Genomic DNA, 12806 nt, shown 5'->3' with positions numbered 1-12806 from the left:
GTTCAGCGATGAAGCCGATCTTGAGGAATGAAAGAGCGGGCCACCGTTATACCCTGCGTTCGCGGATAGGCCATATGTCTGGTCTGTTTTCGAGCAGAAGCGGCCACGGATTTGCGCATGCATGCGGCGCGTTTCCGTGCAATTTTCCCGGCCGGACGGCTTGAAGGGAATGCATGCCATGGAAATCGACATACCGGAGGTCAAGGCCGAACTCGAGGCCGCCTTCGCGCGCTACGAGACGGCGCTGGTCACCAACGACGTCGAAGCGCTGGACGAACTGTTCCATGCCGCGCCGACGACGATTCGCTATGGCGGCGGCGAGAACCTCTATGGCTATGCGGAGATCGCGGCGTTCCGGGCCGGGCGGTCGTCGGCCGGGCTCGCCCGCGTGATCGAGCGCACGGTGGTGACGACCTATGGCCGCGACTTCGGCACCGCCTCGACGCTGTTCCGGCGCGAGACGGCGCCGGGCAAGATCGGCCGCCAGATGCAGACCTGGATCCGCACCCCGGCCGGATGGCGAGTTGTGGCCGCCCATGTCAGCGTGATCGCCGACCCGGACCTCTCTGCCTAGGAAGGCCTACAGGCAGCCGACATAGTCGCGCGCGGCGCGGGCGCGCGCCTCGATGTTGCGGGCGCGGTTGTTCAGATAGCGCGTCGGCTTGGCCGGATTGCGGGTGATCGGGTTCGGCAGCGCCGCCGTCAGCAGGGCGGCCTGGCGCGGCGTCAGCTTGGCGGCCGGCTTGTTGAAATAATACTGCGAGGCCGCCTCGGCGCCGAACAGGCCCGGGCCCCACTCGGCGATGTTCAGATAGATCTCCAGCACCCGCCGCTTCGACAGGATGAAATCGGCGTAATAGGCGAGGGGAATCTCCAGCCCCTTGCGTATGTAGGACCGCGACGACCACAGGAACAGGTTCTTCACCGTCTGCATGGCGATGGTGCTGGCGCCGCGCGACGGGCCGCCGGCGCGGTCGAGCACCGCGTTGAGCGCGTTCCAGTCGACGCCCCAATGCGAGCAGAACTGGCCATCCTCCGACATGATCACCGAGTTGACCAGGTTCGGCGAGATCTCGTCGAACGGCACCCAGTCGCGCTTCATGCCCTGTCCGGTGATGCCCGACCACAGCATCAGCGTCGAGACCGGCGGCACGAAGGCGTAGATCGGCGTCAGGATGAGCGGCAGGGCGACGATGATGGCGAACACTTTGGCGATACCTGCGATCAGGCCCTTGCGGCCTTCGAACGGTCGGGAGAGGGCGGCCGGCACTCTTAGGGTCATGCGGGATCCAATGCAGCTCGGTCGCGGACGGGCTCGATGGCGAACTGGCGCAGGAAGCCGGCGAGCAGGTGGAAATCGCGCTCCCGGCTCGATCCCTTGCGCCACACCAGGCCGAGCGAGCGACGCGCCGGCTGGCCGTCGAGCTCGGAGAGGCGGATGTCGGTTCCAGACAGGATGCCGGCCTCGACGGCGATGCGCGGCAGGAAGGTGATGCCGAGCTGGTTATCGACCATGTGAACCAGCGTGGTCAGGCTCGAGGCGCGGATGTCCTCGTTCTGCTTGTCGGCGAGACCGGGCGCCACGGCGCGGATATGGTCGCGCAGGCAATGGCCATCCTCCAGCAGCAGCAGCGTCTCGTCGGCGAGCTCCTCGCGCCGCACCGTCTCACGGCCGGCCAGCGCGTGACCGGCATCGACGGCGAGCAACAGGCTGTCCTCGGCGATGATCTCCGTTTCGAGCCCCTCCGTCTGGACGGGGAAGGCGATCAGGCAGATGTCGAGCCGGCCGGCGCGCAGGTCCTCGAGCAGGGTGCGCGTCAGGTCTTCGCGCAGATGCAGCCGCAATTGCGGATAGGCGCGGCGCAGTTCCGGCAGCGTGCGCGGCAGGAAATAGGGCGCGATCGACGGGATGACGCCGAGCCGGATGCGGCCGGAGAGCGGCGCCTCGGTCGAGCGCGCGGCATCGACCATCTCGCGCGCGTCGACCAGGAGCGCCTTCATCCGCCGCACCGTGTCCTCGCCGGCCGCCGTCAGCACCACCGTCCGGTTGGAGCGGTCGATCAGCGAGACGCCGATGGTCTCTTCCAGCTGCCGGATGGCGTCTGAGAGCGTCGACTGGGTGACGTGGCACGCCTGAGCCGCCCGGCTGAACGATCCGGTTTCGGCGAGCGCGACGAAATATTGCATCTGGCGGAGCGTGGGCAGCAGCATGCGGCTTGCTATAGCCGCAGGTTGCAGGGGCGGCAATCGGGATTTCCGATGCCAATCTTCGGTTATTACGATTTGACCGAACGACGCCTGCGTGGGATCCATTCGCACATGCAGCGGCGATTCCGTTGGTCTGGCTGCACTGCAAAATATCACAACACGATCCCCATCGTGACAGGAGAGTAAGATGCTCGGCATTGGCGACAAGCTGCCCGAATTTTCCGTGACCGGCGTGAAGCCCGGCTTCAACAGCCACGAAGAGAACGGCGAGAGCGCTTTCGAGACGCTGACCGAGAAAAGCTTCCCGGGCAAGTGGAAGGTGATCTTCTTCTACCCGAAGGATTTTACCTTCGTCTGCCCGACCGAGATCGCCGAGTTTGCTCGCCTGGCCGGTGACTTCGAGGATCGCGATGCCGTCGTGCTCGGCGGTTCGACCGACAACGAGTTCGTGAAGCTGGCCTGGCGCCGCGATCACAAGGATCTCGACAAGCTGCCGATCTGGAACTTCGCCGACACCAATGGTTCGCTGGTCGACGGCCTCGGCGTCCGTTCGCCGGACGGCGTCGCCTACCGCGTCACCTACATCGTCGACCCGGAAGGCACGATCCAGCACAGCTACGCGACCAACCTGAACGTCGGCCGCAACCCGAAGGACACGCTGCGCGTCCTCGACGCGCTGCAGACCGACGAACTGTGCCCGTGCAACCGTGAAGTCGGCGGCGCCACGCTGGCCGCCTAAGGCACTACGGGCGTTCCGGGGCGCGCAGAAGCGCCGGCCCGGAACGCCCCTTATGCTTCCGGACGCCCGTCCGCTTCCGTTTCCCGTCTTCTACCGCGCTTCGCACGGGCCCAGGGTCTTCGAGGCGCCTTGCCTTGAAAGTCTGACATGTCGATCGATTCGCTGAAGTCCCGGATCCCGGATTTCGCCAAGGATGTCCGCCTCAATCTGTCGACGCTCGCTTCCGACGAGACGCTGACGCCGCAGCAGAAGTACGGCCTGATCGTCGCCTGCGGCATCGCCACCCGCAATCCGGAGGTGAAGGCCGCACTGGAGGCCGAGGCCGCGCCGCATCTTTCCCCGGCCGTGCTGGCGGCGGCGAAGTCGGCGGCGTCGATCATGGCGATGAACAACGTCTACTACCGCTTCAGCCATCTCGTCTCGAACGCCGAATACCGCACCATGCCGGCGAAGCTGCGCATGAACGTGATCGGCAATCCCGGCGTCGACAAGGTCGATTTCGAGCTCTGGTCGCTCGCCGTCTCGGCCATCAATGGCTGTGGCATGTGCATGGACAGCCACGAGGCGGTGCTGCGCAAGGCGAATGTCTCGGCCGAGGTCATCCAGGCTTCCGTCCGCTTCGCCGCCATCATCCAGTCGGTCGCCGTGTCGCTCGAGGCCGCCGAGGCGGCCTGAGCGCGCACTCTCGCCGGTTCCGGTTCGTCGGCCCGGCGGGCCGTGTCCTGACATCGGCTCACGCCTCGAAACGGCCGCGTCGGCGACACTGACGCGGCCGTCTCTAGTCTCGCTGGTTGCTGGGGCTCGACGCGGAGAGGCGGCTTCCGGCGAGCGGGATGCACGCCCGCGCTTGACGCGCCCCTCGAAGTCGCGGCAAGGCTTCCGGCACCCCGGCGTTTTGATGAGGCAATCTTGGTTCTGCTTGACGATGAGTTTCTGGCGCGCCTGTCCGGCGCGGCGACGGCGATCGAACGCGTGCTCGATCGCGTGCTCGGCTCCAATCCGCGCGAGGGCGAGATCGCTCGGCCGGTGCGCCTGATCGAGGCGATGCGCCATGCGACGCTCGGCGGGGGCAAGCGGCTCCGGGCCTTCCTGGCGGTCGAGACGGCGCGCCTGTTCGAGGCGAATGGCGAAAGCGCGCTCCGTGTCGGCGCGGCGCTCGAATGCCTGCATGCCTACAGCCTCGTGCATGACGACCTGCCGGCGATGGATGACGACGACCTGCGCCGCGGCCGGCCGACGGTGCACCGCGCCTTCGACGAGGCGACGGCGATCCTCGCCGGCGACGCGCTGCAGACGCTCGCCTTCGATCTCCTGGCCGATCCGGCGACCGATGCCGATCCGCAGGTCCGTTCCGATCTCGTGCTCGGCCTTGCCCGCGCCTCCGGCCTCGGCGGCATGGCCGGCGGCCAGATGCTCGACCTGCAGGCCGAGAAGGACACGCCGGACGAGGCGGCGATCCGCCGCCTGCAGGCGATGAAGACCGGTGCGCTGATCCGCTTCTCCTGCGAGGCGGGCGCCATCCTCGGCCGCGCCACGGCGGAAGACCGCGACCGTATCCGCCGGTTCGGCGAGGTCATCGGCCTCGCCTTCCAGCTTGCCGACGACATTCTCGACGAGACGGCGACGGCGGAAGCGCTCGGCAAGGCGACCGGCAAGGACTCTTCGCGCGGCAAGGGGACGCTGGTCGGGCTTTATGGTGTGACGCCGGTGCGCGCCATGCTCGACGGTCTCGTCGCCGAGGCGGAAGAATTGCTGGCGCCGTTCGGCGCGCGTGCCGTGACGCTGGCCGAGGCGGCCCGTTTCGTCGCCATTCGCGAGGCGTGACCGAAAAGGGCCGGCAACGCCGGCCCGCTTTCCTCAGGTCCTGATGGTTCAGGCCTTGGTGTTCTTGATGAGACGCATCAGCGGCTTGCCGCCGGCGTCGAGCAGGATCAGCTTGCCGTCGTCGAGGCGGAAGCCCTTGGTGGCGCCGAGCGCGTCGAGGAATTTCCGCTCCTGTTCCATCTGCGCCGGTACGCAGGCCATCTGCGTCGCGCCGAGCGGGCCGATCTTGATCTTGCCGCCCTCGACGGTGGCCGTGCCGAAATAGCGGTTGCAGCCGCCGGAGCCGGAGATGCGGCCGCCGCCCTCGATCACCAGCGTCGACTGCACGATGTCGAGCACGCTGCTGCCGCCGATGTCCTCGGCCAGCCATTCCGTGCCCTTCAGCGGGGCTGCCGGGCCGGACGGCGCCGCGACCTTATCCTTGACCTGCACCTTGGCGGGTGCGTCCTTGTCGGCCATCCGCTGCACCAGGATCGTCACCGGTCCCTTGGTGGCGAGGGGGTCGACGGGAACGGCCTCCTTGTTGATGAACAGCAGGTCGTCGCCGAGGTCGATCCGGGCCTGCAACTGGTAGCGGTGGCCCGGCTTGATCTTGGCGGGCGCGTAGTGAAGGCGGAAATCGATCGGCACCTGGCGGCCGCGCGGGCGAATGCGCTGCTTGGCGATCAGCTTGGCCGGCCGGTCGGCATGCGAGACATCGACCAGGCTGACGGTGACGGCCACTTTCGGGTCGAGGGCGATGCGCTCGCGATAGGTGACCGATCCGTCGAGCGGCCGCGCCAGCGCCACGCTCGGGGCGGCCAGAATGGCGACGGCAAACAACAGGCGCATCGGCAGAATGTTGACCACGATCGATCCTCGTCAGAACCAGCGGATGACAAAGATCTAGTCGTTACGGAAGCACCCGTAAACGGGGAGAAAATGACGCGTGGCTATGGCGCCAGCTTCGGCCTACTCCGCCGCTTCCGGCGACTCCGCCTTGTGGCCGAGCCCAAACCGCTTTTCGATGTAGTCATCGACCAGCTTGCGGAAGTCGTCGGCGATCTGCGGGCCGCGCAAGGTCACCGCCTTCTTGCCGTCGATGAAGACCGGGGCCGCCGGCGTCTCGCCGGTGCCGGGGAGCGAGATGCCGATGTCGGCATGCTTCGATTCGCCGGGGCCGTTGACGATGCAGCCCATCACCGCGACCTTCAGCGCCTCGACGCCCGGATAGCGCTCGCGCCAGACTGGCATCGAGGTGCGGATGTCTTCCTGGATGCGGCTTGCCAGTTCCTGGAACACCGTCGACGTCGTGCGGCCGCAGCCGGGGCAGGCGGCGACAATCGGCAGGAAGGCACGGAACCCCATGGTCTGCAGCAGTTCCTGCGCCACCTGCACCTCGCGGGTGCGGTCGCCGTTCGGCTCCGGCGTCAGCGAGACGCGGATGGTGTCGCCGATGCCTTCCTGCAGCAGGATGCCCATGGCGGCGGACGAGGCGACGATGCCCTTGGTGCCCATGCCGGCCTCGGTCAGGCCGAGATGCAGGCAATGGTCGGAGCGGCGGGCGAGATCGCGATAGACGGCGATCAGGTCCTGCACGTTCGAGACCTTGGCCGACAGGATGATCTTGTCGCGCGGCAGGCCGATCGACTCGGCGAGCTTGGCCGACAGGATGGCCGACTGGCAGATCGCCTCGCGCATCACGGCCGCGGCGGAGATCGGCGTGGCGGAGGCAGCGTTCTCGTCCATCAGCCGGGTCAAAAGGTCCTGGTCGAGCGAGCCCCAGTTGACGCCGATGCGCACCGGCTTGTCGTACCGGATCGCGAGCTCGATCAGGGTCGCGAACTGGCGGTCGCGCTTCTCGCCGAAGCCGACATTGCCGGGATTGATGCGGTATTTGTCGAGCGCCTCGGCGCAGGCCGGGTGATCGGTCAGGAGCTTGTGGCCGATATAGTGGAAGTCGCCGATCAGCGGCACGTTGATCCGCCTGGCGAGAAGCTTTTCCTTGATGAAGGGCACGGCCGCCGCCGCCTCGTCGCGGTCGACGGTGATGCGGACCAGTTCCGAGCCGGCGCGGGCGAGCGCCGCGACCTGCGCCACCGTCGCGTCGATGTCGGCGGTGTCGGTGTTGGTCATCGACTGCACGACGACCGGCGCATCGCCGCCGACGCGCACCTTGCCGACGCGGACGGATACGGCGCGTCGGCGCGCAAGCGGACCGGCGAGGGATTCGGAGGGCAGATCGGCGGGAGCGTTCATGGCGGGCTCAGTCATGACTTTCACCTCTCCCCGAGGGAGAGGTCGGCCCGACAGGGCCGGTTGAGGGTTTACGGCGTTTCCGGAGAGGGCGTAAGCCCTCACCCGCCGACTTCGTCGTCGACGTCTTCCTCAGGGAGAGGTGAAGGGGCGCGATATCGCGAGACATCAGCCCGTGCCGCGACATTGCGCTACCCCGCCTTGCGGCAGCGGGCGCAGAGGCCGCGGATTTCGATGATCGGGGCGCTCGGCGCGAAGCCGGCCGCCTGCGTCACGGCAGCGAGCGCTTCGGTCAGCGCGGCGGAGGACGCCTCGCCGGCGGCCCCGCAGTTCTCGCAGAGCAGGAACACGGTCGCCGCGCCATGGCCGGGCTTGTCGTGCCCCTCCGGCCCGCGCGAGCAGGCGATATAGGCGTTGCGGCTCTCGATCCGGTGCGCGAAGCCGTGCTCGACCAGGAACTCCAGCGCCCGGTAGACGGAGACCGGCGCCGGGCGTGGACCGTCGGCGGCAAGGCGGTCGATCACCTCATAGGCGCTGGCGGGAACGTGGCTTTCGGCGAGCGCCGCCAGAACCTTGCGGCGCTGCTCGGTGAAGCGCAGTCCCTCGGCGGCGGAGATCGCCTCGGCATGGGCGATCGCATCGCGCGCGCAATGGTCGTGGTCATGGTCGCGGTGTTCGAGCATGATCTCGCCGGTTCCGTGCTTTGCTCCGCTCGTCATCCAATCCTCATGCGCATGGCCCAAGGCAGCCGTTGCGGGTCCGCTGCGCCGCGTTCTAGCACGGATCGCCTGCAAGACCGAGCGGGGCGCGACATCGGCGCCGCCTTCCCTTGCTGTTGCGCTGCAATATATGGTCGATTGGGTCGGTTCTCACCCCTTATCATTCATCCCGGAGACGAATTCATGGCGAAGGACGGTCACCTCAAGGACAAGGTCGCGCTGGTGACAGGATCGACATCCGGCATCGGCCTCGGCATGGCGCGGGCCATGGCCGGCGCCGGCGCGCATCTGGTGCTGAACGGTTTCGGCGATGCGGTGGCGATCGAGAAGCTGCGCGCAGACCTCGCGGCCGAGTTCGGCGTCGAGGTCCGCTACTCCGCCGCCGACATGACCCGCGAGGACGAGATCGCGGCGATGATCGGCGATGTCGAGAAGGAATTCGGCGCCGTCGACGTGCTGGTCAACAATGCCGGCGTCCAGCATGTCGCGCCGATCGACGAGTTTCCGATCGACAAATGGAACCTGATCATCGCCCTGAACCTGTCCGCCGCCTTCCACGCCATCCGCCTCGCCTTGCCGGCGATGCGGCGGAAGGGATGGGGTCGCATCATCTCGACCGCCTCGGCGCATGCGCTGGTCGCCTCGCCCTTCAAGGTCGCCTATGTCGCGGCGAAGCACGGCATCGCCGGCGTCACCAAGACGGTGGCGCTGGAGACCGCCGAGCACGGCATCACCGTCAACGCCATCTGCCCAGGCTATGTCTGGACGCCGCTCGTGGAGAAGCAGATTCCGGCGACCGCGGTGGCGCGCGGCATGACCGAGGAGCAGGTGAAGAAGGACGTCATCCTCGCGGCGCAGCCGACCAAGGAGTTCGTGAAGGTCGAGGAGGTGGCGGCGCTGGCGCTGTTCCTGACGACGGAGGCCGCCCGCTCGATCACCGGTTCGCTGCAGTCGATCGACGGCGGCTGGACGGCGGCATGAGCACGCCGGCCACGGGGCGGAAGACGATCAATCTCGGCCTGCAGGGTGGCGGCGCCCATGGCGCCTTCACCTGGGGCGTGCTCGACAGGCTGCTCGAGGATGGCCGGCTCCGCTTCGAGGGCATTTCCGGCACCAGCGCCGGCGCGCTGAACGCCGTGGCGCTCGCCGACGGAATGGCGCGTGATGGCGCGGCGGGCGCGCGCGCCCGCCTGCACGAGTTCTGGATGCGGGTCAGTGCCGCAGGCCGGGCCGGCGCCTCGGCGCGCGATTTCATCGGCGCCTGGATGGGGGCGTGGCGGATGCCAGCGATGCAGCCCTTCCGCATGATCGAGGCGATGACGAATTTCTCGTCGCCCTACGGCTTCAACCCGATGAACATCAACCCGCTGCGCGAGATCGTCGTCGAGATGGTGGATTTCGAGCGGGTCCGCGCCTGCGCCGCGCCAAGGCTCTTCATCTCCGCGACGGCGGTAAAGACCGGCAAGATCAAGGTGTTTTCAGATGGCGCCATCACTGCCGATGCCGTGATGGCCTCGGCCTGCCTGCCCTATCTGTTCCAGACCGTCGAGGTCGATGGCGAGCCTTATTGGGACGGCGGTTTCACGGGAAACCCCGCCCTTTTCCCTTTCTTCACCGAGACGAAGTCGAGCGACATTCTGCTCGTCCAGATCAACCCGATCGAGCGTACAACGGTGCCGACCTCGGCCAAGGAGATCCTCGAGCGGATGAGCGAGATCACGTTCAACGCCTCGCTGCTGCGCGAATTCCGAGCCATCGACTTCGTCAACCGGATGCTCGACCAGGGCCGGCTCGATCCCGGCGTCTATCGTCGCAGCCGAGTCCATCGCGTCGACGCCGGCAAAGCCCTGGAGAATTTCAGCGCCTCGACCAAGTTCGATACGTCGCGCGCCTTCTTCGAGGAACTCCATGCCGCTGGCCGTGAGGCGGCCGGGGAATGGCTTCAGGCTCATTTCGACGATATAGGCGTGCGCGATACCGTGGACTTGAGGGCGCAGTTCCAGTGACCGACGTAACCTTCTCCAATCTCGCCGCGCGGCCGGAATTCATCGGCACCGTCGCCGACCGCATGTGGCACGCCTGGTGGCGCGAGGCTGGCGAACCGCTCGCGACGCTGCTTGGCCATCTGCGCGAGTTCAAGACCGATGCCGTGCCGCTCGGCGTCGTCGCGCATCGGGGCGATGATTTCGTCGGCTCAGCCATCCTGATCGACAGCGACGTCGAGGAACGGCCGCAATACACGCCCTGGCTGGCTGCGCTCTGGGTCGAGCCGGAAGAGCGCATGCAGGGCATGGGCGAGGCGCTGTCGAAGCGGATCGTCGACGAAGCGCGCGCGCTCGGCTTCGATCGCATCTATCTCTGCGCCGTGCCGGAAAAGAGCGCCTACTACGCCCGTCGCGGCTGGACGGAAGTGGAGCGCGGCGTCGGCCCGCATAATCTTGCGATCTTCATTCGGCATCTCGATGCCGAAGGGGCAGGCAAGGTTCTCTGAACTCGCCGCCGGGCGGGTCCTTTTGCGGTCCGCCGCCGCATCGTGTTAGATCGCGGATAACCGGTTCAACAGCCAACAAGACCACTAGGGCGGAAATACATGGCCAAGCATAAAATCGCGATCATCGGGCTCGGCAAGATCACGCAGGACCAGCATCTGCCGGTGATCGACAAGGGCGCCGATTTCGAGGTCGCGGCGGTCGTCAGCCAGCGCGGGCTCAGCCATAACGGCGTGCCGAGTTTCAAGACGGCGGCGGAACTTTATGCGGCGATGCCGGAGATCGGCATCGTCTCGGTCAACACGCCGCCGGACGTGCGCCACGCCATCGCCCGTGAGGCGCTCGCCGCCGGCAAGCATGTGCTGCTCGAAAAGCCACCGGCGGCCACCATGGCCGAATTCGAGGATCTGAAGGCGTTCGCCAAGGCGCAGGGCAAGGTTCTGTTCGCCACCTGGCATTCGCAGTTCAACCCGGCCGTCGACGAGGCGAAGGCGCTGCTCGCGACCCATGGCGTCGGCTCGGTCAAGATCGAGTGGCGCGAGGACGTCAAGAAGTGGCACCCTGGCCAGGACTGGGTATTCGAGCCCGGCGGTTTCGGCGTCTTCGATCCCGGCATCAACGCGCTCTCGATCTTCGTCAAGATCCTGCCCTTCGCCCCCTTCGTAAAGTCGGCGACCCTGACCTATCCGGAAAACCGGCAGACGCCGATCGCCGCCAAGCTCGTCTTCGGCAGCGCCGTGGCGTCGCAGCCGGCGCTGACCGCCGATTTTGACTGGCGCGAGCAGGGCGACGAGAAGTGGCACATGACGATCGAGACCGCCAATGGCAGGAAGCTGCGTCTCTACAAGGGCGGCGCGGCGCTCGACGTCGACGGCAAGCTCGCCGTCGAGGCGCCGAGCGAGGAATATGAGCGGATCTACGCCCGTTTCGCCGATCTGCTGGCGTCGGGTCAGAGCGATGTCGACGGCGCGCCGCTTCGCCTGGTAGCGGACGCGATGCTGGTCGGGCGGCGCGAGGAAACGGAGGCCTTCGTCTGGTAGGGCGAGGGCGTCCCGCGACGCCCGCCGGAACGGAACGCCAATGGATTGCGTTGCCTCTCGTCAGCATCGGAACGAGAGGCGAATGTTGATCGCAAAGCGGACGGGTACGGCGATGGCAGGATTGCGGGTACTGACGTTCGGCATGGGCGGCCTTCTGGCCGCCCTGCTTGTCGGCGCGGCGCCGTTCGAGGCGCGCGCGATTACGGCCGACGAACTGTTTCAGAAGGTCATTCCGAAGGTGGACGGCTCCTCGGCGAGGAAGCCGGCCAAGCGGAAGCCGCACAAGGCGATGCCCGCCTCTCTGCCGGCGAAATCCGCGATCGCTCCGGCCGTCGAGAGCCCGACGGGTCCCGCCGCGCCGGTCGATACCCCGTTGCCCACTCGCCGGCCGGCCGACGGGGCCGAGTCAGTCGATACCGATAGATCTGTTGCCGTGCCTCCGGCAGTCGCTACCGCGACTCCTCTGCCACGAGAAAAGCCGGCGGAGGAGCGGAAGGCGGCCGGGCTGATCGCCATCCCGGCTCCTGCCGAGGCGACTGTCGGCACGGTGCGGACTGTGCCGGTGCCGGCCGATCCGGCGCTGGCCGCAGGCGCCCTTGCGGCGGCTTCGGCGCTTGCGGGCGCCGTTCCGGCCGATCCGCCGACCGAGGAGCAACTGGCCTTCGCGCCGCCTGTGCTGCCGACGCTGTTGAAGCCGACGCCGGCCGAGGGGCGGAACGATGACGGCAGCCTGAAGAAGGGCGACCGGTTGCCGCCGCCGGAGAAGCAGGCGGCGCTCGCTCCGACCGATACCAAGCCGATCGACCATCCCACAGAGGAGAAATCGCTCGTCGCCGAGGCGCCGCCGCCATCGTCGCTTCCGATGCCGCGCCGAAAGCCGGAAATCATGCTGGCGGCGCTGGCGCCGCGGATCATTCCGGCACTGCCGGAACTTGCCGCCTGCAAGGCGCTGTTGAGCGGGCTGAAGATTTCGGCGAAGGCGCTGCCGGCGATCGAGGCCGGCCAGTGCGGCGGACCGGATCCGTTCGACGTGACGGCGCTCGAAGGCGGCAAGGTCGATCTCGAGCCGGCCGCCAAGATCAATTGCGCCATGGCGACGACGCTCGCCCATTGGGTCGATGAGGACATCCAGCCCTCGGCCGAGGCGACGCTCGGTGGCCGGGTCACGGCGCTCCGCGTCGCCGATTCCTATTCGTGCCGCGGTCGCAACCAGATCGCCACCGCCATGCTGTCCGAGCATGCCTTCCTGAATGCGGTCGATATCGCCGCCTTCCAGGTGAACGGGCGGTGGGTAACGGTGAAGAAGACCGAGGGCCGCACGGAGAAGGAAGACAGCTTCCTGAAGGCGGCGCGCGTCTCCGCCTGCGACAAGTTCAATACGGTGCTCGGGCCGGGTTCTGACGGCTATCACGAGGACCACTACCACCTCGACCTGCGCCAGCGCGGCAAGGGCGGCGGGAAGAAGTATTGTCACTGAGCGTTCAGCAAACGCCAGGCAGTCCGCACGCGCGTCCCGCAAGGCAAGTCGAGAAACCGGGACGCGATCGCAGAC

General features: G+C 67.3%; 14 protein-coding genes. 9 read left to right on the top strand and 5 right to left on the bottom strand.

Translation table 11 applies throughout. From position 1 onward, the window contains the following. Positions 1-178: 178 nt before the first annotated feature. Positions 179-574 (top strand): oxalurate catabolism protein HpxZ, encoded by a 396-nt coding sequence (gene hpxZ, locus OSH07_RS11205; RefSeq protein ID WP_266338733.1) that lies wholly within the window; start codon positions 179-181, stop codon positions 572-574. Between the two features lie 6 nt (positions 575-580). On the opposite strand, the gene mtgA is transcribed toward hpxZ, so the two are convergent. Together mtgA and OSH07_RS11195 are read right to left on the bottom strand one after the other, a co-directional pair. After that, the gene (gene mtgA / locus OSH07_RS11200; RefSeq protein WP_266338732.1) at positions 581-1282 is read right to left on the bottom strand and encodes a monofunctional biosynthetic peptidoglycan transglycosylase; all 702 of its coding nucleotides are present in this window, start codon (positions 1280-1282) and stop codon (positions 581-583) included. Beyond that, positions 1279-2211, bottom strand: a complete 933-nt coding sequence (locus tag OSH07_RS11195; RefSeq protein ID WP_266338731.1) for a hydrogen peroxide-inducible genes activator — start codon at positions 2209-2211, stop codon at positions 1279-1281. The genes mtgA and OSH07_RS11195 overlap by 4 nt, the downstream gene beginning before the upstream one ends. A gap of 184 nt (positions 2212-2395) precedes the next feature. On the opposite strand from OSH07_RS11195, the gene OSH07_RS11190 reads away from it, so the two are divergent. The 3 genes from OSH07_RS11190 to OSH07_RS11180 all read left to right on the top strand — a co-directional run bounded on the left by OSH07_RS11190 (position 2396) and on the right by OSH07_RS11180 (position 4771). Then, on the top strand, positions 2396-2947 hold the full coding sequence (locus tag OSH07_RS11190) for a peroxiredoxin (protein WP_266338730.1): 552 nt from the start codon (positions 2396-2398) through the stop codon (positions 2945-2947). A 147-nt stretch (positions 2948-3094) separates the two neighbouring features. After that, on the top strand, positions 3095-3622 hold the full coding sequence (gene ahpD / locus OSH07_RS11185) for an alkylhydroperoxidase, AhpD family (protein WP_266338729.1): 528 nt from the start codon (positions 3095-3097) through the stop codon (positions 3620-3622). A 258-nt stretch (positions 3623-3880) separates the two neighbouring features. Then, positions 3881-4771, top strand: coding sequence for a polyprenyl synthetase family protein (locus OSH07_RS11180; protein WP_420909625.1), 891 nt, complete (start codon positions 3881-3883; stop codon positions 4769-4771). A 48-nt stretch (positions 4772-4819) separates the two neighbouring features. On the opposite strand, the gene OSH07_RS11175 is transcribed toward OSH07_RS11180, so the two are convergent. From OSH07_RS11175 to OSH07_RS11165, 3 genes are all read right to left on the bottom strand, one after another. Beyond that, complete coding sequence (locus OSH07_RS11175; protein ID WP_266338728.1) at positions 4820-5620, bottom strand: META domain-containing protein; 801 nt, start codon at positions 5618-5620, stop codon at positions 4820-4822. A gap of 102 nt (positions 5621-5722) precedes the next feature. Further along, a complete protein-coding gene (ispG, locus tag OSH07_RS11170) occupies positions 5723-7009 on the bottom strand; it encodes a flavodoxin-dependent (E)-4-hydroxy-3-methylbut-2-enyl-diphosphate synthase (RefSeq protein ID WP_266339075.1) in 1287 nt (428 codons plus the stop codon). A gap of 188 nt (positions 7010-7197) precedes the next feature. Further along, positions 7198-7725, bottom strand: a complete 528-nt coding sequence (locus OSH07_RS11165; RefSeq protein WP_266338727.1) for a Fur family transcriptional regulator — start codon at positions 7723-7725, stop codon at positions 7198-7200. Positions 7726-7908: 183 nt separating this feature from the next. Between OSH07_RS11165 and OSH07_RS11160 the strand changes: the two genes are divergently transcribed. From OSH07_RS11160 to OSH07_RS11140, 5 genes are all read left to right on the top strand, one after another. Beyond that, a complete protein-coding gene (locus OSH07_RS11160; RefSeq protein WP_266338726.1) occupies positions 7909-8706 on the top strand; it encodes a 3-hydroxybutyrate dehydrogenase in 798 nt (265 codons plus the stop codon). Beyond that, positions 8703-9731 (top strand): patatin-like phospholipase family protein, encoded by a 1029-nt coding sequence (locus OSH07_RS11155; protein WP_266338725.1) that lies wholly within the window; start codon positions 8703-8705, stop codon positions 9729-9731. The genes OSH07_RS11160 and OSH07_RS11155 overlap by 4 nt, the downstream gene beginning before the upstream one ends. Continuing rightward, positions 9728-10216: a GNAT family N-acetyltransferase gene (locus OSH07_RS11150; RefSeq protein ID WP_266338724.1), complete on the top strand. Its 489-nt coding sequence runs from the start codon at positions 9728-9730 to the stop codon at positions 10214-10216. Before OSH07_RS11155 ends, OSH07_RS11150 begins: the two co-directional genes overlap by 4 nt. A 99-nt stretch (positions 10217-10315) precedes the next feature. Next, positions 10316-11254 carry a Gfo/Idh/MocA family protein gene (locus OSH07_RS11145; protein WP_266338723.1) on the top strand — a complete coding sequence of 313 codons (939 nt, stop codon included), beginning with the start codon at positions 10316-10318 and terminating at the stop codon, positions 11252-11254. A gap of 82 nt (positions 11255-11336) precedes the next feature. Beyond that, entirely contained in the window at positions 11337-12731 is a 1395-nt protein-coding gene (locus tag OSH07_RS11140) for an extensin family protein (RefSeq protein WP_266338722.1), read from the top strand. Positions 12732-12806: the final 75 nt, after the last annotated feature.

It is taken from the genome of Kaistia nematophila (assembly GCF_026343855.1).
Classification (GTDB): domain Bacteria; phylum Pseudomonadota; class Alphaproteobacteria; order Rhizobiales; family Kaistiaceae; genus Kaistia; species Kaistia nematophila.
The sequence above is the reverse complement of the archived record's forward strand: the minus strand, read 5'-3'. Positions and strand labels throughout refer to the sequence as shown.

What these genes read in the sequence shown, in the direction of transcription:
- OSH07_RS11160 (WP_266338726.1), top strand. Translation starts at nt 7,909, where the DNA reads ATGGCGAAGGACGGTCACCTCAAGGACAAGGTCGCGCTGGTGACAGGA.
- OSH07_RS11195 (WP_266338731.1), bottom strand. Translation starts at nt 2,211, where the DNA reads ATGCTGCTGCCCACGCTCCGCCAGATGCAATATTTCGTCGCGCTCGCC.
- mtgA (WP_266338732.1), bottom strand. Translation starts at nt 1,282, where the DNA reads ATGACCCTAAGAGTGCCGGCCGCCCTCTCCCGACCGTTCGAAGGCCGC.
- OSH07_RS11165 (WP_266338727.1), bottom strand. Translation starts at nt 7,725, where the DNA reads ATGACGAGCGGAGCAAAGCACGGAACCGGCGAGATCATGCTCGAACAC.
- OSH07_RS11145 (WP_266338723.1), top strand. Translation starts at nt 10,316, where the DNA reads ATGGCCAAGCATAAAATCGCGATCATCGGGCTCGGCAAGATCACGCAG.
- OSH07_RS11190 (WP_266338730.1), top strand. Translation starts at nt 2,396, where the DNA reads ATGCTCGGCATTGGCGACAAGCTGCCCGAATTTTCCGTGACCGGCGTG.
- OSH07_RS11140 (WP_266338722.1), top strand. Translation starts at nt 11,337, where the DNA reads ATGTTGATCGCAAAGCGGACGGGTACGGCGATGGCAGGATTGCGGGTA.
- ahpD (WP_266338729.1), top strand. Translation starts at nt 3,095, where the DNA reads ATGTCGATCGATTCGCTGAAGTCCCGGATCCCGGATTTCGCCAAGGAT.
- OSH07_RS11155 (WP_266338725.1), top strand. Translation starts at nt 8,703, where the DNA reads ATGAGCACGCCGGCCACGGGGCGGAAGACGATCAATCTCGGCCTGCAG.
- ispG (WP_266339075.1), bottom strand. Translation starts at nt 7,009, where the DNA reads ATGAACGCTCCCGCCGATCTGCCCTCCGAATCCCTCGCCGGTCCGCTT.
- hpxZ (WP_266338733.1), top strand. Translation starts at nt 179, where the DNA reads ATGGAAATCGACATACCGGAGGTCAAGGCCGAACTCGAGGCCGCCTTC.